The organism is Conchiformibius kuhniae DSM 17694, from assembly GCF_000428785.1.
In the GTDB taxonomy this organism is placed as follows: domain Bacteria; phylum Pseudomonadota; class Gammaproteobacteria; order Burkholderiales; family Neisseriaceae; genus Conchiformibius; species Conchiformibius kuhniae.
The window spans coordinates 1-20,531 of the sequence record NZ_KE386801.1 but is presented as its reverse complement, the minus strand read 5'-3'; the positions used below and the strand labels follow the sequence as shown (position 1 = coordinate 20,531).

The following is a 20,531-nucleotide window of genomic DNA, read 5'->3' as shown; positions in this document are numbered from 1 at the left end:
GCCGCCGCAAGCGTCGGAAAACCTGCCCCATCATTAGGGGATTAAGACTGTTGTGAGCCATGATATTTATCCTTTTGCCACTGTCGGAAAACCTGCCCCATCATTAGGTGGCTGATTTGCGGCTCGGTTTACCGGCAACACGAAAAGGCAATAAAAAAACACCCTGCTAAGCAAACAGGGTGTTTTTTATTTTTCGATTTCACGCAGTCTGTGCCGCGTTTTCCAGCGCGTTCACAAATTCTGCCGCAACATCATATTGTTTTTGTTTCATGATTTCTTGAAAACCGGTGGGGCTGGTAACATTTACTTCGGTCAGGCAGTCGCCGATAATGTCCAAACCCGCCAGCAAAATGCCGCGCCGTTTCAGTTCGGGCGCGAGGCTGTCGGCGATTTCGCGGTCGCGCGGGGACAACTCCTGCGCCACGCCGCGCCCGCCCGCCGCCAAATTGCCGCGCGTTTCACCCTGCTGCGGAATCCGTGCCAAGGCGTAAGGCACGGTTTTGCCGTCAATAATCAATACGCGTTTGTCGCCGTGTACGATTTCGGGCAGGTAACGCTGCGCCATAATGGTGCGGCTGTCCAGTTGCATCAGCGTTTCCAAAATGCTGCCGGTATTGGGGTCGTTTTCGCGCAGGCGGAAAATGCCCATGCCGCCCATGCCGTCTAGCGGTTTGACGATGATGTCGCCGTGTTCGCACAAAAATTCGCGCACTTCGGCGGCGCGGGTGGTAACGAGTGTGGGCGCGGTAAATTCGGCGAAGTTCAAAATCGCCAGTTTTTCGTTAAAGTCGCGCATCGCCTGCCCGCTATTGAACACTTTCGCGCCTTGTTGCGCCGCCAGCGTAAGCAATTGGGTGGCATACAGATATTGCAGGTCAAACGGCGGGTCGGTGCGCATGATGACGGCATCAAAGCCGTTTAATTCGGCATCGGCGGGCGCATCGCAGCGAAACCATTGTGCGCCGTCCAAAAAATCAAAGGCGGCGGCACGGGCAAACACGCGCCCGCCGCGCACCGACAAATCGCCGCTCAAAGTGTGAAACAGGCGGTGTCCGCGCCGTGCGGCTTCGCGCATCATGGCGTAAGTGGTGTCTTTGTGGGTTTTGAAAGTGTGGAGCGGGTCGGCGATAAAGAGTAGGTTCATCAACATTCCTTTTCGGTTTGAAACCCCGCCATGGTCGGCGGTAAAATCGGCTTGTGTTCGGGCGGGACGTAACGCCGTCCGCATCAGTGCAAGGCATGGGGCGCATCATCGTTTGACCCGAAACGCCACTGCACCGTCATTCCCATCTGCGCGGGCATGAGGGCATTTTTCTGATTTTCAGCAGAAAAATTTAAATGATGGCGCAGCGCCATGCACGAAAACACATTATCCGCCATCAGGGGCAGAGTTTCAAACCGAAACGGCAGTTTCATAAAGCTGCCCTTGATGTCTCCCTGCACATCGAAATATGAACAGACACCTGCCGCGCCATTGGCAAAACCACCCTTTTCCGCAACTGGCGCACACCCGCATCGCTTCCCCCACCGCCGAATACCGTGCCGAAGCCGCGCCTTATTTGGCAAAAGCACGCTTGAACGGCGCGGAACACCACCGTTTTGCCCATATTTTGTGCGCCGACGACGGCGAAGCGGCACAACAGGCACATTACCGCCGCCATTTGTGCGCGGCGGCACGGCTGGGCAACGCCGCCGCGCTGTATGATTTGGCGTGTTATTTTCGCGGCGGTTATCCCGATTTGGCACAAATCGTTGCGCCCGATGCGGCATTGGCGGAACGGCTGATGGATTTGGCGGTACGCAAAGGCTATCCGCACGCGCTGTTCGAGCGGGCGTGGCAGCATCTGTATCACACGGGCGACAGCGCACGCGGGCGCGAATATTTGCTGCGGGCGGCGGCGGGGCGTTCGCAAGCAGCTTTGCTGCTGTTGGCGGATTGCCACGCACGCGGGCGTTTCGGCTTCCGCCGCAGCCGCCGTTTGGCAACGTTTTACAAGAAATCCGCGTGGCGCGATGACGTGCTGGGAACGTGATGCCCGATGCTTGGCAGTGGGGATTCTGTTAAAATACGGCATCGGCACGGATTCGGGCGGTATAGCCGTTTTTTCTTGCGTCCGCCCCATTTGAAAATTCCAATATCATGATTGAAAAAAAGATTTTCCACAATACCGCACTGCGCGACATTCGTTTTGCCCGCGAAGGGCGCGACTTGGTGTTGTTTTTCGACAATGCGGCAGACGGACACCACTATGGCGAAATCCATTGCATCGGCTTGTTGGAATTTGCGTATCAGAGCTTGGGCTTTATCCACTATGCCGACGACGGCGACAGCCTGTTTCCGCTTTTCGTGCGCGATGTGCTGGTGCAGGACACGGCACACGGCTACACGCTGCGCATTGAAGCGGGGCTGGTGTTGCAGGTGTCCTGCCTGAACGTCCGCTTGGAGCAGGCGCTGGAGTTTGACGGCGCTTCACTCGTCGGGTAAAACAATGCGTTCGCCGCCGTGCTTGGCGGTTTTGCCCGTCCACACGTCCCAAAACATTTTCAAGCGTGCGCCGTATTCGCGGACGCGGGTTTTGATGCCGGCGTATTGACCGACATCGGCAGCATTGTAGCCGTAGGCTTCGATGCCGTGCGCCCGTGCCAGATAAACGGCGCGTTCGTTGTGGAATTTTTGCGAAACGACAATATAGCCGTTTTGCCCGAAAATGTCCCGCATCCGCAGCACCGAATCGAGGGTACGCAAACCCGCATAATCGGGGGTAATCTTGCCGGCAGGCACGCCCTGCGCCACCAGCGCGGCAATCATGGCATCGGGTTCGTTGTAGCCGTGCCTGCTGTTGTCGCCGCTTGCGATGATGTGGCGGATTTTGCCCTGACGGTAGAGCTTGGCGGCCGCGCCGATGCGGTAGTCGAAATAAAGATTATTGCGCCCGTCTGCCAGCTTCGGCACGGTGCCGAGCAGCAGCGCGGTTTTTTGCTCGGGCAAATCGGCGGGGTTGTCGTAAAGATAAGGCGCACTCACGCGCCCGACCTTTGCCGATGCCAACCACGCTGCCGCCGCCAGCACCGACACGGGAATCAACAGCAAAACAAACAATTTCATTTTCATGGCGCGGTGTGGCGGATTTTTGCGAGCAAGCGCGTGGTGGAAGTATCGTAGATGAAAGGAATGGCGCGGACGCTGCCGCCGCGTGCCAGCGTTTGCGCCGCACCGACAATCCGCTCCACCGCCCAATCGCCCCCCTTGACCAGCACATCGGGGCGGACGCGTTCAATCAAAGCGGCGGGCGTGTCTTCGTCAAACCACGTTACCCAATCCACGCTTTGCAAAGCGGCAACCAACGCCGCACGATGCGCCAAAGGATTGACGGGACGGTCATCGCCCTTGCCCTGCCGCCGCACCGAAGCATCGGTGTTCAATGCCAGCACCAAACACGCGCCCAACGCCCGCGCCTGTGCCAAATACGCGGCATGACCGCAGTGCAGAATGTCGAAACAGCCGTTGGTAAACACCAAAGGGCGCGGCAGCTCGGGCAGAATCTTGTCAAGCTGTTCGGGAGCAAGGATTTTTTGCTCGAAATCGGGGGCGGGCAAGGCAGACATAACGGCAGCAATGTTGCGGAAAAGCCGCATGATACCATAAGATTGGGCAGTGGTCGGGTCAAGCGCGTATGTGTGCGGCAAGCGGTGCGCCCGCCGCCCGTCTGCGATTCATAGCCCGCTCGGAAAATAAGCTATAATGGCGCGTTTTACCGATTTGGCAAAGGACACAAAGCATGTTTCTACAAGGCAAAAAAATCTTAATCACCGGCATGATTTCCGAACGCTCCATCGCCTACGGCATCGCCCAAGCCTGCCGCGCACAGGGCGCGGAGCTGGCGTTTACCTATGTGGTGGACAAATTGGAAAACCGCGTACGCAAGCTCGCCGAAGGTTTCGGTTCGGAATTGGTGTTCCGTTGCGATGTGCAAAGCGATGAAGAAATCGCGCAAACCTTCGCCGGTTTGGGCAAACATTGGGACGGTTTGGACGGCTTGGTACACGCCATCGCCTTTGCGCCGAAAGAGGCTTTGAGCGGCGACTTTTTGGACAGCATCAGCCGCGAAGCCTTCAACACCGCGCACGAAGTTTCCGCCTACAGCCTGCCCGCGCTCGCCAAAGCCGCCCGTCCGATGATGCGCGGGCGCAACGCCGCCATTGTCGCGCTATCCTACTTGGGTGCGGTACGCGCCATTCCCAATTACAACGTAATGGGCATGGCAAAAGCCAGCTTGGAAGCGGGCATCCGCTTTACCGCATCGTGCGTGGGCAAGGACGGTATCCGTTGCAACGGCATTTCCGCCGGCCCGATTAAAACCTTGGCAGCTTCGGGGATTGCCGATTTTCACAAGCTGTTGGCGCACGTTGCCGCGCAAAATCCGCTCCGCCGCAACGTTACCATTGAAGAAGTGGGCAATGCGACGGCGTTTTTGCTGTCGGATTTGGCATCGGGGATTACCGGCGAAATCACTTATGTAGACGGCGGCTACAGCATCAACGCCCTGAACGACGGCGACCAAGAATAAACCCTGCCGCGCCCTTATTTCGCCAACGCAGACAAAAAAGCATCGGATTGCACCGATGCTTTTTTGCTTTTGCGTTTGGGGCGTGTCGTCAATTGACCAAAAACCAGCGCACCGTCATGCCCGCGCAGGCGGAAATGACGGCATTTTCATCACACGGTTTTCAGTGGAAAAATCCCAATGATGACGCACCCTGCACGCGCTTGCTTATTTGAAACCTGCTTTTTTCATCAGCATGATGGCTCGCGCCTGATTCGAGCCTGCGATGGATACGTTAATCACGTCTTGCTTGAATTTGCCCCAAGATGCCACTTGCGGGTGCGCCGCCACTTTGGCATTGGCGGGGTATTCGCGGTTGTTGTCCACAAACAGGTTTTGCGCTTCGGGGCTGCTGAGCCACTCGATGAATTTTTGCGCTTCGGCAGCTTGTTTGCTGTGTTTGGTTACGCCCGCGCCCGACACGTTCACGTGCGTGCCGCGTGCTTTTTGGTCGGCAAAGAAGGGCTTGACTTTCACGTTCGGGCGTTCTTTGAGCAAGCGTCCGTAGTAGTAGGTGTTGGTGATGCCCACTTCGCATTGTCCCGCATCAATGGCTTTGAGCAGTTCGGTGTCGTTTTTAAACGGCTCGGCGGCAAGGTTGTTCACCCAGCCTTGCACGATGCGTGCCGCTTCCGCTTCGCCTTTGTTGGCAATCATGGTGGCGACCAGCGATTGGTTGTAAACATTGTTTGAGGTACGCAAGCACAGTTTGCCTTTCCATTTCGGGTCTGCCAAATCCGCGTAGGTGGAAAGCTGCGAGGGCTTCACTTTGGTGGGGTTGTACATGATGGTGCGGGCGCGGACGGACAGCCCGAACCAACGGTTGGCGGGGTCGCGCAGGTGTTTGGGGATATTGGTGTTCAATACGTTGGACTGAATCGGACGCAGCAAGTCCATTTGCGTGGCCTGCCACAAATTGCCGCCGTCTACGGTGATGAACACGTCGGCGGGGCTGTTGCTGCCTTCGGCTTTCAGCTTCGCCATCAGGGGGCCGGCTTTGTCTTCCACCAGTTTGATTTTGTGTCCGGTTTTTTGCTCGTATTTTGCCGCGATGGGCTTGAGCAGCTCGGTGGCGCGTGATGAATACACCACCAGCTCGGCGGCAAAGGCGGGGGCGGCGGCAAACAGGGCGGCGGCGGAAAGGGCGAGGGCTTTCTGAATCATAAGGCAATCCTTGCGGTTGGGTTGGGAAATCGGATAAGGCTTCGTATTTTAATGTAAACCTTTGTTGCAAACAAGAGACGTTATCATTTTTTTCCGCATTGTGCGCTTGACAAGCTATAATTCCGTTTTTTTCAAACAGGCTGCCTGAAACGATGTCTGCTTTGTTGCGAAACCCTTTGCCGCGCCTGTGGCTGGCGGCGTGCGTGTTGCTGACGGTGATTCCGCTTGCGGTGGTGGCGGGCGCGTTCGGCTCGTTTGACCGCGAAATCTGGTCGTTTTTGCTGGAACACCAGCTTCCCCTGCTGCTGAAAAACACCGCGCTGCTGGCTGCGGGCGTGGGTTGCGGCGTGGTGGTGCTGGGCACATCTTTGGCATGGCTGACGGCGGTGCATGATTTTCCTTTGCGCCGCCTGTTTTTTTGGGCGTTGATGCTGCCTTTGGCGGTACCGGCGTATGTGTTGGCGTTTGTGCAGACGGGCGCGTTTGACTACGCCGCGCCCGCCAGTACTTGGCTGCGCGAGGTACACGGTTGGGAAAAAGGTTTGCCGAACCTGCGTAACGGCTTCGGTTTGACGCTGGTGATGAGTTTGACGTTTTATCCTTATGTTTACCTGTTGGCGCGGAACGCGTTTGCGGGTATGGGGCAACGGGCTTTGGAAGCGGGTGCGTCTTTGGGTTTGTCGCCGTGGCGGGCGTTTTTCAAAATCGCGCTGCCGATGGCGCGTCCGTGGATTGCGGGCGGGGCGGTGCTGGCGTTGATGGAAACGCTGGCGGATTTCGGCACGGTGTCGGTGTTCGGCTACGAAACGTTTACCACTGCGATTTACGAAACGTGGTTCGGTATGTTTTCGCTGGACACCGCCAAGCAGCTTGCGGCGATTTTGATTACCGCCGTGTTTGTGCTGCTGGTGTTGGAACAATTCAGTCGCGGCGCACGGCGTTTCCACCGCAACGACAAAAGCCGTACTTTGTCGCGCCGTCCTTTGCAGGGCCGGCTGAAATGGGCGGCAACGGCTTATTGCGGCGTGGTTTTGCTGCTGGCGTTTGCGCTGCCGGTGTTGCAACTGGGCTGGTGGGCTTATGAAACGTGGGCGGAGGTGTTTAACGAGCGTTTGTGGGAACAGGCGTGGCATTCGTTTGCGGGGGGCATGGCGGCGGCGTTGCTGACGGCGGCGGCGGCGGTGTTGCTGGCGTTGGCGAAACGGGCGGACGGCAGCCGTTTTGCCGCCGTGTGCAGCCGCGTGGCGACTTTGGGCTACGCCGTGCCGGGGACGGTGTTGGCGGTGGGCGTGTTTGTTCCCGTTGCCGCTTTGGACAATTTCCTGCTGGCGCATTTCGGTTTCCCCGAAGGCACGACCGCCGTGTTCAAAGGCACTTTGGCGGTGATGCTGCTGGCGTATTTAATCCGTTTTCTGGCGGTGGCGTACGCTTCGGCGGAGGCGGGTTTGGAACGCATCAGCCCCAGTCAGGGCGAGGCGGCGCGGTCGTTGGGCTGCACGGCTTGGGGCGTGTTGCGGCGGGTGTATCTGCCCTTGCTGCGCGGGGCGGGGGCAACGGCGGTGCTGATGGTGTTTGTGGACATTATGAAAGAAATGCCGATTACGCTGATGATGCGCCCGCACGATTGGGAAACCTTGGCGGTGCGGATTTATTCGTTTACCGGCGAAGGCTTGTACGCGCAAGCCGCTTTGCCCGCGCTGCTGATTGTGCTGACGGGTTTGATTCCGGTGATTTTGTTTTCGCGTGCGGAGCAGTAAGATGATTTTGGACGTTGCCAAATTGAATTTGTCCTTCGGCGGCAAGCGGGTGTTGAACGATTTTGGTTTTACCTTGGAGGAGGGGGAAACCGCCTGCCTGCTCGGGCATTCGGGCTGCGGCAAAACCACCGCCCTGCGCTGCATTGCCGGTTTTGAAACCGCCGCTTCGGGCAGCATCGCGCTGAACGGGCGCACCTTGTTTTCAGGCAGCCTGAACGTGCCGCCGCACCAACGGCGCATCGGCATGGTGTTTCAGGATTACGCCCTGTTTCCGCATCTGAACATCGCCGCCAATGTCGCCTTCGGCATCGCCAAACAGCCCGCCGCCGAACGCAAGCGGCGCGTGGACGAACTGCTGGCTCTGATTGGCTTGCCCGACTACGGCAAACATTATCCGCACCAACTTTCCGGCGGACAACAACAACGCGTTGCCCTTGCCCGCGCCCTTGCCCCGCGCCCCGATTTGATTTTGCTGGACGAACCGTTTTCCAGCTTGGACGCGGATTTGCGTACCCGCCTGTCGCAGGAAGTCGGCAAGCTGCTCAAACAGGAACGCACCAGCGCCATTCTGGTTACCCACGACCAGCACGAAGCCTTTGCCATGGCGGACAAAATCGGCATGATGGCGGACGGCACGCTGCACCAGTGGGACGACCCGCAAACGCTGTACCGCCGTCCCGCCACTCCTGCCGTTGCCGCCTTTGTCGGACAAGGCGCGTGGCTCACCGCCACCGCCGATGCGGACGGCAGTGTGCAAACCGCCATCGGGCGCACCGCCGCCCTGCTCCCCGAAAACCATCACGGCACCTTGCGCCTGCGCGTGCGCCCCGAACACCTGCGCGCCGACCCGAACGGCAAAACCAATGCCCGCGTTGCCGAATGCGCCTTTACCTGCGGCGGCTTCCAATACACCCTGCAACTGGACAACGGCGAAACCCTGCATTGGCTGGACGGCAGCCACCGCACCCCCGACAGCCGCATCGCCCTGCGCTTTGCCGACACCGCCTGCCCCGCCGCATTTCACAATTAAGACAGGCTTGGTGCGTTGTGGCATAATCCCCCCATGCCCATACCGTAAGGACGCGCCATGTCCATTTCTTTGCTGCAATATTTTCTGTATTTGAAATACATGCTCGGCAGCGTGGCGATGCTGGCTTTGTTCGGCATCGCATACGTCCGCATCACCCCCGCCCGCGAGCTGTACCTGATTCGCAACGGCAACCTTGCCTGCGCCCTGTCTTTCGGCGGAGCGTTGGCGGGCTTTGCGCTCGCTCTGTTTGCCAGCATTGCCAACAGCCTGTCTTTCCCCGATTTCGTGTTGTGGGGCTTGGCGGCTGCCGTGATTCAAATTGCCGTTTATTTCACCGCATCGCGCCTGATTCCCCAAGCCGCCGCCGAATTGGAAAACAACAATGTCGCCGTGGGCGCGTTTTTGTGCGCCTTGTCTTTGTCCATCGGGCTGCTGAACGCCGCCTGTTTAAGCTGAAAGGAAACCACCGTGTTTGATTTTATCCGCAAGCAGTTTATCGATGTTATCCAATGGGAAAATCCGGACGAACACACCCTGATGTGGCGTTTTCCCGTTGCCGACCAAGAAATCCAAAACGGCGCAAGCCTGACCGTGCGCGAAGCCCAAGCCGCCCTGTTTGTCGATGAAGGACGCGCCGCCGATGTGTTTGCGCCCGGACGCCACACCCTCACCACCCAAACCCTGCCCGTTCTCACCAATCTGAAAAACTGGGACAAATTTTTCCAATCGCCCTTCAAATCAGACGTGTATTTTTTCAACACCCGCCAACAGCTCGGACGGCGCTGGGGAACGGCACAGCCCGTTACCGTGCGCGATGCCGAATTTGGCGTGGTGCAGCTTCGCGCCTTCGGCATGTTTGCCTACCGCATCAGCGACCCCGCCGCGTTTTTCAAAGAAGTAACGGGCGTGGCGGCAAGCTACACGGGCGAACAGCTTGAGGCGCAATTGAAAAACATCGCCATGACCCAACTTGCCGCCGTATTCGGCACATCGGGCATTTCCTTTCTCGACATGGCGGCGAATCAGGTTTTGTTGTCGCAAACCCTGCACGAGCGTTTGCGCCCCGAGTTCGCCAAGCTGGGCGTAGCACTGGAAAGCTTTACCGTTGAAAGCGTTACCCTGCCCGAAGCGGTGCAAAAAGCACTCGACAGCCGCATGAGCATGGGCATTGTCGGCGATTTGGGCAAGTACACCCAGTTCCAAACCGCCCAAGCCATTCCCTTGGCGGCGCAAAACGAAGGCGGCATTGCCGGCATCGGCGCGGGATTGGGCGTGGGCGCAGGCATCGGACAGGCAATGGCGGGCGCAATGGCAGGCATGATGCAACCTGCCGCCGCACCGCAATCCGCCGCACCGGCCGAGCCCGCCGCCGACCCGCAAGCCAAACTCGCTAAACTCAAAGCCCTGCTCGATGACGGACTGATTTCGCAGCAGGACTACGACCATGCCAAAAATGAAGTATTGAAACAACTGATTAACTGAAACGAAAGGAAAAACCATGCGCAAACTGCACCGCTCCCAACGCAACAAAATGCTGTTCGGCGTATGCGGCGGCTTGGCGGAACATTTCAACACCGACCCGAGCATCGTCCGCATCGCCTTCGTGCTGCTGTGCCTGCTCAGCTTCGGGCTGCCCCTGCTGATAGTGTATCTGGCGATGGCGTTTATCCTGCCACAGCAATAAACGGCGGAACCTGCGGACGTATTGCCTTAAATTTTCAGGCTGCCTGAAACGGTGTTCAGGCAGCCCGAGTATCATTGGTGGAAATAATTAATCAAATTATTATTTCATCAAACGAACAACTATGGCAATTGTACATACTAGGAAAGAATACAAACCCGTGAATGGAAAAACTACAGCCAAACCTGCTGCAATCCAGGCAATAGTGAAATCTGGGTCTGATGTCTTTGTAAGTGTTGGGTCAATAATAATCATTGCAAGCCATGCATAAACAAAAGTTGCTGCTCCAAAAGCAAGGCGAGCAAAAATACCATATTCCTTTTCCATTTGGTGTATCTCCATAAAAGTTGTTAAAATTAACCAAAATTTTAGCGAGTGTAAGCTATAAGTTTCCAGATGAAAAAATGCTGATATTTGGCTATTTTCATCATATTTCCACCGTTTTTAGGAAGTCCGTATGCAAATCTCTGAAAAAATCCGCTCCCTGCGCGAAATCAACCAATGGTCTCAAGAACAAATGGCAGAAAAAATGAATCTTTCCCCCACCGCTTACGCCCGTTTGGAACGTGGCGAAACCAAAATGAGTTTGGAACGTTTGGAAAAAATTGCCGAGATTTTCCAAATCAGCCCTTTGGAATTGATACAAGTTTCCGGAAAAGGGCTGTTTTTTCTCATCAATGAAAACAGTGCGTATGGTTCAAACTATTGCGGCGGTATGGAAGCTTCTGTAATTGAAAACGAAAAATTAAAACTGACGGTTCAGCACCAACAAGAAATGCTGAAACAAAAAGATAATGAAATAGAAACATTGAAAACACTGGTTGCCGTTTTGCAAAAAGAATAGAGATGAATTTCAGGCTGCCTGAAAATATGTATGTGGAACACCCTCCCACGCAAACGTGGGCGGGAATGTTTTTGGCGCAGGCTGCCCGAACGCGCAAATATGCTAAAATCCCGCCCTTTCCCAATCTTTTCAGGAACAACAGCATGAGTTTGAAATGCGGTATTGTCGGATTGCCGAATGTGGGCAAATCCACCTTGTTCAACGCGCTCACCCAATCGGGCATTGAAGCGGCGAATTATCCCTTTTGCACCATCGAGCCGAATGTCGGCATCGTGGAAGTCCCCGACCCGCGCATGGACGCGCTCGCCGCCATCGTCAAACCGCAAAAAATGCAGCCCGCGATTGTCGAGTTTGTGGACATTGCCGGCTTGGTGGCGGGCGCGAGCAAAGGCGAGGGCTTGGGCAACCAATTTCTTGCCAATATCCGCGAAACCGATGCCATCGTGAACGTCGTCCGTTGTTTTGACGATGACAACATCGTCCACGTTTCCGGCAAAGTGGACCCGATTGCCGACATTGAAACCATCGGTACCGAATTGGCATTGGCGGACTTGGCGAGCGTGGAAAAAGCCCTGATTCGCGAGGGCAAACGCGCCAAAGCGGGCGACAAAGACGCGCAAAAACTGGTCGCGCTGCTGGAAAAACTGCTGCCGCACCTGAACGAGGGCAAACCCGTGCGCAGCTTCGGTTTGGACGCGGACGATAAAGCCTTGTTGCGCCCCCTGTTTTTGCTGACGGTGAAACCCGCCATGTACGTTGCCAACGTTGCCGAAGACGGTTTTGACGACAATCCGCATTTGCAGCGTTTGCGCGAACTGGCGGCGAAAGAAAACGCGCCCGTGGTGGCATTGTGCGCCGCTTTGGAAAGCGAAATCGCCGAATTGGAAGCCGGTGAAAAAACGGAATTTTTGGCGGAAATGGGCTTGGAAGAGCCGGGCTTGAACCGCTTAATCCGTGCGGGTTACGACCTGCTCGGGCTGCAAACCTATTTCACCGCAGGCGTGAAAGAAGTCCGCGCATGGACGATTAAAAAAGGCGACACCGCCCCGCAGGCGGCGGGCGTGATTCACACCGATTTTGAACGCGGCTTTATCCGCGCCCAAGTGATTGCTTATGAAGATTTTATCGCGCTCGGCGGCGAGGCCAAAGCCAAAGAAGCGGGCAAAATGCGTGCCGAAGGCAAGGAATATGTGGTGCGCGATGGCGATGTGATTCATTTTTTGTTTAATGTTTGAAATATCAGGCAGCCATTCAATTGGCTGCCTGATTTTTTATAAGGAGCGGTTATATGGATTTTATCGCACACACCTATCAGGACAAAAACGGCGAATGGCAGATTCACCAAGTGCATGAGCATCTGTACAAAGTTGCCGAATTGGCAGCCCGTTTTGCAGGGGAGCGCGGGGCGGCTTTTGCCCGTTATGCAGGCTTGCTGCATGATTTGGGAAAGTTTCAGGAAGACTTTCAGAAATATATTAAAAGTGTTACGGGATTTGATAAAGAAAACGCCCATATAGAAGATGTGGATACCGTCAAACCTAGCAAAATTCCCCACTCCACCGCAGGTGCCAAATATGCGGTACAACATTTTGAAACTTTATGCGGTCATATCTTGGCTTATTTGATTGCGGGGCATCATGCGGGTTTGGCGGATTGGCAGGACAAAGGCAATTTGGTAAAACGTTTGAAACAAGCGGATAAAGAGTTGGCAGATGCCTTGTCGGGTGTGAAACAAGACGCTTTTAACACAGATTTGAACAGGCTTTGCGATGAAGATTTGTTTACGGGCTTTCCTGAATTTTTGTGCAATAACGAACAATTTAACGTAGAAGTCCACTTGTGGATGCGTTTTTTGTTTTCCTGTTTGGTTGATGCCGATTTTTTGGATACCGAAGCCTTTATGAACGGTTACGGCACTGCGGACGAAGCCAAGCAAGCGGGTATTCGTCCGACTTTCCCCGATTTGGCGGAATTAAACTGGCGTTATCGGGCGTATATGGACGGGCTGGCTGAAACGGCAAACCAAGAATCCGAAATCAATCAAGAACGAAACCAGATTTTGGCACAATGTTTTCAGGCTGCCGGGCTGGACAAGCGGCTGTTCAGCCTGACCGTGCCCACAGGCGGCGGCAAGACTTTGGCAAGCTTGGGATTTGCACTCAAGCATGCTTTAACATTCAATAAAAAACGCATTATTTACGCCATTCCGTTTACCAGCATTATTGAGCAAAATGCTGGCGTGTTTCGCAGGGCTTTGGGTGATGAAGCGGTATTGGAACACCACAGCAATTTGGAAACAGATGAAAAAAAAGAAAATGCACGCAACCGCCTTGCCACCGAAAATTGGGATGCACCTTTAATCATTACCACCAATGTACAATTTTTTGAAAGCCTGTTTGCCGCCCGCACCGGTCGTTGCCGCAAAATCCACAATATTGCCGACAGCGTGGTGATTTTGGACGAAGCCCAACAAATCCCGCGTGAATTTCAAAAACCGATTACCGACACAATGCGTGTGCTGGCACGCGATTACGGCGTAACCTTTGTTTTGTGCACCGCCACTCCGCCCGAATTGGGGCGGGAAACCAATGTGTTCGGTCAAACCGTTTTTCAGGGTTTACCTGAAATTCATGAAATCATGGAAGACAAAGCGGCGTTGGCGCAACGCTTGCGGCGGGTCAATGTCAGGCTGCCTGAAAAAGATGCACCGAAACAAAGCTGGCAGGAAGTGGCTGATGAAATTGCCGGACACGATTGCGTGTTGGCGGTGGTCAATACCCGCGCCCATGCCCGCAAGTTGTTTGCCGCTTTGCCGAACACGGGCATCAAACTGCATTTGTCTGCCAATATGTGTGCGGCGCACCGTGCGGAAATCATTGCCTTGATTCGGCGTTATTTGCGGTTTTACCGCGCAGGGTTGTTGGAGCAACCTTTGTGGGTGGTCAGCACCCAACTCATTGAAGCGGGTGTGGATTTGGATTTTCCGGTGGTGTATCGGGCGATGGCGGGGCTGGACAGCATTGCACAGGCGGCAGGGCGTTGCAACCGTGAAGGACGGTTGCCCAAACCGATGTTGGGCGAAGTGGTGGTGTTTCGTGCCGAACAGGGCGCACCAAGCGGCAGCTTGCGTCAAGGGCAGGACATTACCGAAGAAATGCTGGCTGCGGGTTTGTTGTCCGACCCGTTGTCGCCCCAAGCGTTTGCGGAATATTTCCGCCGTTTCAACAGCAAGGGCAGCCGTGATAAACACAACATCACCGCTTGTCTGGCGGCACACAGTTCTCAAGACGAACCGTTGCACATCAAGTTCCGTACGGCGGCGGAAAAATTCCGCTTGATTGACAACAACGGCGTTGCCCTGATTGTGCCGTTTATTCCGTTGGCGCGGCAGGCAGAAGGTAAAGCGGCAAAAGTGGTTAAAACCCAAGATTTGCCCGAATTTTTTGAACAGTGCCTTACCGATGTACCAATTAAAGAATGGTCATCAAAATTAGACGAATACCGCTATCCCTCGCCGCGAGATGAACGTTTCGGGCAAACCGACAAACCGCCTTTGCCACAACCATTTGAAAAATGGTTTGCCTATTTGGAAAGCGATGCTTTGAAAAACAAATGGGTTTATCGGGAATTGCAGCGCTATACGATTACGGTGTATGAACAGGAATTGAAAAAGCTGCCTGAAAATGCGGTATTTGAACGGGCGGGGCTGTTGGTATTGGACATTGCCTACTACGACAAAGTATGGGGTGCCAATACCGATGACAATATTCCGCTTTCCGCCGGGCAAACTGTTTTGTAAACAAACGCCCCTGAAAAGGGGCGTTTTTCTTGAGAATTAAATGCATAGTTTCAACTCACTGCCGTCTATAACGGCAGACAAGCGGCGGATTGTACGGCAACAATGTATCAAGTACAAAATTTTCTTGACACCACTGCTATGGTTATATAGAATTAAAAGCATAGAATTTAAATAAACCATGCGAAACCAAATTTAGGAGCAAAAATGGCTTTTATCTTGGAGATAGAAGGTGATTTCGCCTGCTTTACACGTCCGGAATTAAAGGTTGAGCGCGTCAGCTATCCGGTCATTACCCCGTCTGCCGCACGCAATATTATTACGGCAATATTGTGGAAACCCGCCATCCGTTGGAAAATCCTGAAGATTGAGATTCTGAAACCGATTCAGTGGTTCAATATACGCCGAAACGAAGTTGGAAGCAAGATGAGCGGACGCAGTCAAGCACTTTATATTGAAGACAGCAGGCAGCAACGTGCTTCTATGGTGTTGCGTGATGTGGCTTACCGTATTTATGCGGATTTTGAAATGACCGAACAAGCAGGGGAAGGCGATAACCGCATCAAGTTTGTTGAGATGTTCAAACGGCGTGCCTCTAAAGGGCAGTATTTTCATCAACCTTATTTGGGTTGTCGTGAATTTCCCTGCCACTTCCGTTTGCTGGATAAGGCGGAAGATGGTTTGCCAATTGCTGACATTACTCAAGATTTTGGTTTGATGCTGTACGATATGGATTACAGTCAATCGGATAAAGGTGATTCCAACCGTGCCGAACCGATGTTTTACCATTGTCGGGCGCAAAACGGTGTGATTATCGTGCCGCCGTTTGACAGCGAGGAGATAAAGCGATGATTTTGCATGCTCTGGCGCAATATTATCAGCGCAAAGCGGCGGCGGGCGGCGATGTGGCACCCGAAGGGTTTGAGCAAAAAGAAATTCCGTTTGTTATTGTCTTGAATAAGCAAGGTTGTTTTATCCAACTGGAAGATACCCGCGAATTGCAAGGCAAAAAGAAAATCGGGCGGTCTTTTTTGGTGCCGAAAAGCTTGGTGCGCAGTGGTGTAAAATCCCATACGGTCAGCAACCTTTTGTGGGACCATTACGGTTATGTTTTGGCGTATGCGGGCGATAAAGGGCAGGAACAGGCTGATAAACAACATGCCAGTTTTAACGCCAAAGTCCGCGAATTGCAGCAAGCTCTTCCTAATGATGCGGGTATTGCGGCAGTAGCAGCATTTTTGGCTTCGGATACGGAAAAGCAGAAGGTTATACAGTCGGACAACTGGGCGGAATGTGCCAAAATTAAAGGCTGTAATTTAAGTTTCCGTTTGGTGGATGAGGCTTCGGCATTGGTGTGTCAATCCAAAGCGCTTCAGACATATTTATTACAACAGGAAGAAAATCAGGAAAACAAACATTACGGGATTTGCTTGGTTACAGGCGAAAGAACTCAAATTGCCAATTTACATACGGATATTAAAGGGGTAAATAAAACACCAAAATCTCCTTTGGTTTCTGCCAATCAAAAATCATTTGAATCTTATGGAAAAGAGCAGGGTTGGGTTTTTCCAGTCGGCGAAAAGGCGATGTTTGAATACACCACAGCCTTAAATACCCTGTTGGCAAGCGATAATCGGTTTCGTGTTGGTGAGGTAACGGCAGTTTGCTGGGGTGTCAAAGCCACGCCTTTGGAAACGCGTTTGCCCGTGATACTGAACGGTGGCGGCAAAGACAATCCCGATGCCCACATTGATGCGGTAAAAGCGCTTTATAAAAGCCTGTATAACGGTCAATACCAAGATTCTGACGGCAAAGATAAATTTTATTTATTGGGTTTGTCGCCGAATGCGGCACGGATTGTGGTGCGTTTTTGGCACGAAACCACTGTGGCGGAATTGTCGGAAAACCTTGCGCAATGGTATGAAGATTTGAAAATGGTGCGCGGAGCGCATTCCGATTATCCCGAATTTATGCCCTTGATGCGCTTGTTGTGTAACTTGGTTTTTGAAGGAAAAGCCGAAAATCTGCCGCCCGATTTGGTTGCGCAAGTTACCCAAAGCGCTTTGGATAACCGTCCTTTGCCAATCAGCTTGCTGCAAACCGCTTTGCGCCGCAATCGGGCGGAACAAAAAGTAACCTACGGGCGGGCATGTTTGCTTAAAGCCTATCTCAACCGTGCTGTCCGTTCAGGCAGCCTGAAAAACATAAAGGAACTGGATATGAGTTTAGACCGTGAAAGAAGCGACATCGGCTATGTTTTGGGGCGGCTGTTTGCCGTTTTGGAAAAAACCCAAAGCGAAGCCAATCCGAACTTGAATGCCACCATCAGCGACCGTTATTTCGGGGCGGCAAGCAGTACGCCTGTGGCGGTATTTGGTACTTTAATGCGCTTGTCCAACCATCATTTGAGCAAATTGGAATATGCGGGTCGGGCTGCCCATTTGAAATGGGAAATCCAACAAATCATCAACCATTGCCGACAATTCCCCGGTCATTTGAATTTGGAACAGCAGGGTTTGTTTGCCATTGGTTATTACCACGAAACCCAATTTTTATTCACCAAAGACGCTTTGAAAAATCATTTTAATGCTGCCAAAGCAGCCAATCAGGAGTAATCACGATGAGCATCGAAAAACGCTACGATTTTGTATTTTTGTTTGATGTCAAAGACGGCAATCCCAACGGCGACCCCGATGCGGGCAATTTGCCGCGTATTGACCCCGAAACAGGCATGGGCTTGGTAACCGATGTGTGCTTGAAGCGGAAAGTGCGTAATTTCGTTCAGATTGTCAAAAATAATGATGAGTGCCACGATATTTTTATTCGTGAAAAAGGCATTCTGAACCAACTGATTGATGAAGCGCACGAGCAGGAAAGCGTGAAAAACAAAGAAAAAGGCGAAAAAACCGAAGCGGCGCGTCAATATATGTGCCGGCGCTACTACGATATCCGTACTTTTGGTGCGGTGATGACGACAGGCAAAAATGCAGGGCAAGTGCGCGGTCCCGTGCAATTAACCTTTTCGCGTTCTATTGACCCCGTTATCACTTTGGAACACAGCATTACCCGTATGGCGGTAACCAATGAGAAAGATGCCAGTGAAACAGGCGATAACCGTACGATGGGACGTAAATTTACCGTTCCTTACGGCTTGTACCGTTGTCATGGCTTTGTTTCGCCCCATTTTGCCCAACAAACGGGATTTGATGAAGCGGATTTGGAATTGTTCTGGCAAGCATTGGTGAATATGTTTGAACAAGACCGCGCTGCCGCACGCGGACAAATGAGTGCGCGTGGTTTGTATGTGTTTGAGCACAGCAATAATTTGGGCGATGCGCCCGCAGACAGCCTGTTTAAACGCATTCATATTGCCAAAAAAGACGGCGTGGACTTGGTTCGTGATTTTGAAGATTACGTTGTTGAGGTCAATGAGCAGGAATTGGGGGCAACCAAATTGTTGCGCAAATTGGGTTAAATATGCGCTCCGTCCCGCTTTCCGCTTTGCAGCACCATGCTTTCTGCCCGCGCCAATGCGCTTTAATCCACAACGAACAGGCGTGGGCGGAGAACTATTTGACCGCGCAGGGCAGGGTGCTGCATGAACGGGTGGACGGTGGCGAACCCGAAACGCGCAAAGGTGTGCGTTTTGAGCGCAGTGTGCAGGTGTCGGCGGTGTGGTTGGGCATGCACGGTGTGTTGGACATGGTGGAATGCGACACGCGCTCGGGCTGCCTGAAACCTGTCGAGTACAAGCGCGGCAAGCCCAAGACCGTACCGTCTGATGAAATCCAATTGTGCGCCCAAGCGCTTTGTTTGGAAGAAATGACGGGGCAGACCATTACGGAAGGCGCGTTGTGGTACGGGCAAACCCGTCATCGTGTTGCGGTGCCGTTTTCAGACAGCCTGCGTCAGGCGGCTTTGGAAACGGTTGCCCGTGTGCGTGAGCTGTTGGAAAGTGGCATCACGCCGCCACCCAAATACGGCAAACACTGCAAAGCCTGTTCGCTGCTGGAATGGTGTCAGCCAAAATTGCTCGGGAAAGACCGTTCACGCGATTATGTGGCTGATTTATTTTCCGATTAGGTTCTCATCATGCGGAAACTGCAAAATACGCTCTACATCACCACGCAAGGCACTTATTTGCATAAAGAACGTGAAACTTTGGTGGTGGAACGCGAATGCAAAAAAATCGCGCAACTGCCTGTGCATGCCATTGGGCATATTTTTTGTTTCGGTAATGTGTTGGTGTCGCCGTATTTGATGGGGTTTTGCGGGGAAAACGGCGTGAATTTGGCGTTTTTCAGTGAGAACGGGCGTTTTCAGGCACGGGTGCAGGGACGGCAGAGTGGTAATATTCTGTTGCGCCGTGCGCAGTATCGTTTATCCGAACACAATCCCGTGCCGATTGCACGCAATATCATTGCAGCAAAAATCCAATCTGCTAAACGGGTGCTGCAAAGGCAGTTGCGCAAAAGCGAACACTGTTTGCCGCTTGCTGAAGCGGTGGACGCGCTGAATGCTGCTTTACGGCGTTTGAAACGTGCCGAATCGTTGGACGTGGTGCGCGGTATTGAGGGCGATGCTGCCGCCCGTTATTTCGGCGTATTCGGGCATTTGCTTGCCGAAAATTGTGAATTTGCGTTTCACGGGCGCAGCCGCCGTCCTCCGCGTGATGAAATCAACGCTTTGTTGTCTTTGCTATACAGCGTTGTCGGAAAAGAAATTTCAGGAGCTTTGCAAGGCGTGGGGTTGGACCCGCAAGCCGGTTTTCTGCATGCCGACCGTCCCGGTCGCGACAGCTTGGCACAGGATATTTTGGAAGAATTCCGCGCTTGGTGGATAGACCGTTTGGTGTTGAGCCTGATGAACCGCCGCCAATTCAAACCGAATGATTTTATTACCGAAACAAGCGGCGCCGTCCGCCTGAAAGACGATGCCCGCAAACGCCTGTTCCAAGCCTTGCAAAATAAAAAACAAGAAAAAATCACCCACCCGTTTTTGCAGGAAGAGGTGGAAATCGGACTGTTGCCGCATATTCAGGCGATGCTGCTGGCGCGTCATCTGCGCGGCGATCTGGCGGAATACCCGCCGTTTCTGATGCGTTGAACGCGCGGCTGCCTGAAAGCAGAATAACCATTATGATGATGTTGATTAGTTACGATATTTCCTTGAACGACCCGCAAGGTGCGGCACGTTTGCGCCGGATTGCCAAGCACTGCTTGGACTACGGCGTACGCGTACAATATTCCGTGTTTGAATGCGACATCACGCCCGAACAATGGGTTGTTTTGAAACAAAAACTTCTGCAAACCTATTGCCCCGAAACCGACAGTCTGCGTTTTTACCATTTGGGCAGCCGGTGGCGGCGCAAAGTGGAGCATCACGGCGCAAAAGAAGCGGTGGATGTGTTTGGCGACACCTTGATTGTCTAATCGCCGACCTGCGGTACACATCAAAATGCCGCAGGGTTGGCGAATGGATTTTATCCTTTGGTAATCAAGATTTTGAAGCATTGTTTTTCAGGGTTGGCAACTGTGCTATACTCACGTTCCGCTTTTTTCGGAAATGTTGGCGAAATGTGGCGCTGCAGCCCGTATCAGACAAGGCTTCCGGAAGAGGCTCAGCCGCCTCACACGCGGCTGTGAATTGAAACCA

23 protein-coding genes are annotated in these 20,531 nt (G+C 53.4%); 17 read left to right on the top strand and 6 right to left on the bottom strand.

The genetic code is table 11. The features are described from left to right. Window positions 1-199: 199 nt before the first annotated feature. Complete coding sequence (gene gshB, locus G392_RS0111375; protein WP_027010303.1) at window positions 200-1,144, bottom strand: glutathione synthase; 945 nt, start codon at window positions 1,142-1,144, stop codon at window positions 200-202. Between the two features lie 83 nt (window positions 1,145-1,227). Further along, window positions 1,228-1,416, bottom strand: coding sequence for a hypothetical protein (locus G392_RS13870; RefSeq protein WP_156900943.1), 189 nt, complete (start codon window positions 1,414-1,416; stop codon window positions 1,228-1,230). 35 nt (window positions 1,417-1,451) lie between these two features. Between G392_RS13870 and G392_RS0111365 the strand changes: the two genes are divergently transcribed. Then, entirely contained in the window at window positions 1,452-2,033 is a 582-nt protein-coding gene (locus G392_RS0111365) for a hypothetical protein (RefSeq protein WP_027010302.1), read from the top strand. 107 nt (window positions 2,034-2,140) lie between these two features. Further along, a complete protein-coding gene (locus G392_RS0111360; protein WP_027010301.1) occupies window positions 2,141-2,485 on the top strand; it encodes a hypothetical protein in 345 nt (114 codons plus the stop codon). Here G392_RS0111360 and G392_RS0111355 read toward each other — a convergent pair. Together G392_RS0111355 and rfaE2 are read right to left on the bottom strand one after the other, a co-directional pair. After that, window positions 2,471-3,112: a SanA/YdcF family protein gene (locus G392_RS0111355; protein ID WP_211224376.1), complete on the bottom strand. Its 642-nt coding sequence runs from the start codon at window positions 3,110-3,112 to the stop codon at window positions 2,471-2,473. The two genes, G392_RS0111360 and G392_RS0111355, sit on opposite strands and share 15 nt — an antisense overlap. Continuing rightward, a complete protein-coding gene (rfaE2, locus tag G392_RS0111350) occupies window positions 3,109-3,606 on the bottom strand; it encodes a D-glycero-beta-D-manno-heptose 1-phosphate adenylyltransferase (protein ID WP_027010299.1) in 498 nt (165 codons plus the stop codon). The genes G392_RS0111355 and rfaE2 overlap by 4 nt, the downstream gene beginning before the upstream one ends. Before the next feature lie 173 nt (window positions 3,607-3,779). Here rfaE2 and fabI point away from each other — a divergent pair, with 173 nt between their 5' ends. Further along, entirely contained in the window at window positions 3,780-4,568 is a 789-nt protein-coding gene (gene fabI, locus G392_RS0111345; RefSeq protein ID WP_034335356.1) for an enoyl-ACP reductase FabI, read from the top strand. A gap of 204 nt (window positions 4,569-4,772) precedes the next feature. On the opposite strand, the gene G392_RS0111335 is transcribed toward fabI, so the two are convergent. Then, entirely contained in the window at window positions 4,773-5,768 is a 996-nt protein-coding gene (locus G392_RS0111335; protein WP_034335354.1) for a Fe(3+) ABC transporter substrate-binding protein, read from the bottom strand. Window positions 5,769-5,920: 152 nt separating this feature from the next. Between G392_RS0111335 and G392_RS0111330 the strand changes: the two genes are divergently transcribed. The 5 genes from G392_RS0111330 to G392_RS0111310 are packed head-to-tail and all read left to right on the top strand — an operon-like array spanning window position 5,921 to window position 10,239. After that, on the top strand, window positions 5,921-7,525 hold the full coding sequence (locus G392_RS0111330) for an ABC transporter permease (RefSeq protein ID WP_034335351.1): 1,605 nt from the start codon (window positions 5,921-5,923) through the stop codon (window positions 7,523-7,525). Between the two features lies 1 nt (window position 7,526). After that, window positions 7,527-8,555, top strand: coding sequence for an ABC transporter ATP-binding protein (locus tag G392_RS12905; protein WP_051255720.1), 1,029 nt, complete (start codon window positions 7,527-7,529; stop codon window positions 8,553-8,555). A gap of 57 nt (window positions 8,556-8,612) precedes the next feature. Then, window positions 8,613-9,011, top strand: coding sequence for a DUF350 domain-containing protein (locus tag G392_RS0111320; protein WP_027010295.1), 399 nt, complete (start codon window positions 8,613-8,615; stop codon window positions 9,009-9,011). A 12-nt stretch (window positions 9,012-9,023) separates the two neighbouring features. Further along, window positions 9,024-10,037, top strand: coding sequence for an SPFH domain-containing protein (locus G392_RS0111315; protein ID WP_027010294.1), 1,014 nt, complete (start codon window positions 9,024-9,026; stop codon window positions 10,035-10,037). A gap of 16 nt (window positions 10,038-10,053) precedes the next feature. Further along, the gene (locus G392_RS0111310; RefSeq protein ID WP_027010293.1) at window positions 10,054-10,239 is read left to right on the top strand and encodes a PspC domain-containing protein; all 186 of its coding nucleotides are present in this window, start codon (window positions 10,054-10,056) and stop codon (window positions 10,237-10,239) included. Between the two features lie 99 nt (window positions 10,240-10,338). On the opposite strand, the gene G392_RS0111305 is transcribed toward G392_RS0111310, so the two are convergent. Next, window positions 10,339-10,563, bottom strand: coding sequence for a hypothetical protein (locus G392_RS0111305; RefSeq protein WP_156900942.1), 225 nt, complete (start codon window positions 10,561-10,563; stop codon window positions 10,339-10,341). A 130-nt stretch (window positions 10,564-10,693) separates the two neighbouring features. On the opposite strand from G392_RS0111305, the gene G392_RS0111300 reads away from it, so the two are divergent. The 9 genes from G392_RS0111300 (at window position 10,694) to cas2 (ending at window position 20,308) form a co-directional block, all read left to right on the top strand. Further along, window positions 10,694-11,080, top strand: a complete 387-nt coding sequence (locus tag G392_RS0111300; RefSeq protein WP_027010291.1) for a helix-turn-helix domain-containing protein — start codon at window positions 10,694-10,696, stop codon at window positions 11,078-11,080. A gap of 143 nt (window positions 11,081-11,223) precedes the next feature. After that, window positions 11,224-12,315 carry a redox-regulated ATPase YchF gene (gene ychF, locus G392_RS0111295; protein ID WP_027010290.1) on the top strand — a complete coding sequence of 364 codons (1,092 nt, stop codon included), beginning with the start codon at window positions 11,224-11,226 and terminating at the stop codon, window positions 12,313-12,315. A 53-nt stretch (window positions 12,316-12,368) separates the two neighbouring features. Beyond that, entirely contained in the window at window positions 12,369-14,879 is a 2,511-nt protein-coding gene (locus G392_RS0111290; protein ID WP_034335348.1) for a CRISPR-associated helicase/endonuclease Cas3, read from the top strand. 204 nt (window positions 14,880-15,083) lie between these two features. Further along, window positions 15,084-15,728 (top strand): type I-C CRISPR-associated protein Cas5c, encoded by a 645-nt coding sequence (cas5c, locus tag G392_RS0111285; RefSeq protein ID WP_027010288.1) that lies wholly within the window; start codon window positions 15,084-15,086, stop codon window positions 15,726-15,728. Further along, window positions 15,725-17,491, top strand: coding sequence for a type I-C CRISPR-associated protein Cas8c/Csd1 (gene cas8c / locus G392_RS0111280; protein ID WP_027010287.1), 1,767 nt, complete (start codon window positions 15,725-15,727; stop codon window positions 17,489-17,491). The genes cas5c and cas8c overlap by 4 nt, the downstream gene beginning before the upstream one ends. A gap of 5 nt (window positions 17,492-17,496) precedes the next feature. Continuing rightward, complete coding sequence (gene cas7c / locus G392_RS0111275) at window positions 17,497-18,351, top strand: type I-C CRISPR-associated protein Cas7/Csd2 (RefSeq protein WP_027010286.1); 855 nt, start codon at window positions 17,497-17,499, stop codon at window positions 18,349-18,351. 2 nt (window positions 18,352-18,353) lie between these two features. Continuing rightward, window positions 18,354-18,959 (top strand): CRISPR-associated protein Cas4, encoded by a 606-nt coding sequence (cas4, locus tag G392_RS0111270; RefSeq protein ID WP_051255719.1) that lies wholly within the window; start codon window positions 18,354-18,356, stop codon window positions 18,957-18,959. Window positions 18,960-18,968: 9 nt separating this feature from the next. Next, window positions 18,969-19,982 carry a type I-C CRISPR-associated endonuclease Cas1c gene (gene cas1c, locus G392_RS0111265; RefSeq protein WP_027010284.1) on the top strand — a complete coding sequence of 338 codons (1,014 nt, stop codon included), beginning with the start codon at window positions 18,969-18,971 and terminating at the stop codon, window positions 19,980-19,982. Window positions 19,983-20,014: 32 nt separating this feature from the next. Further along, complete coding sequence (cas2, locus tag G392_RS0111260) at window positions 20,015-20,308, top strand: CRISPR-associated endonuclease Cas2 (protein WP_027010283.1); 294 nt, start codon at window positions 20,015-20,017, stop codon at window positions 20,306-20,308. Window positions 20,309-20,531 lie beyond the last annotated feature (223 nt).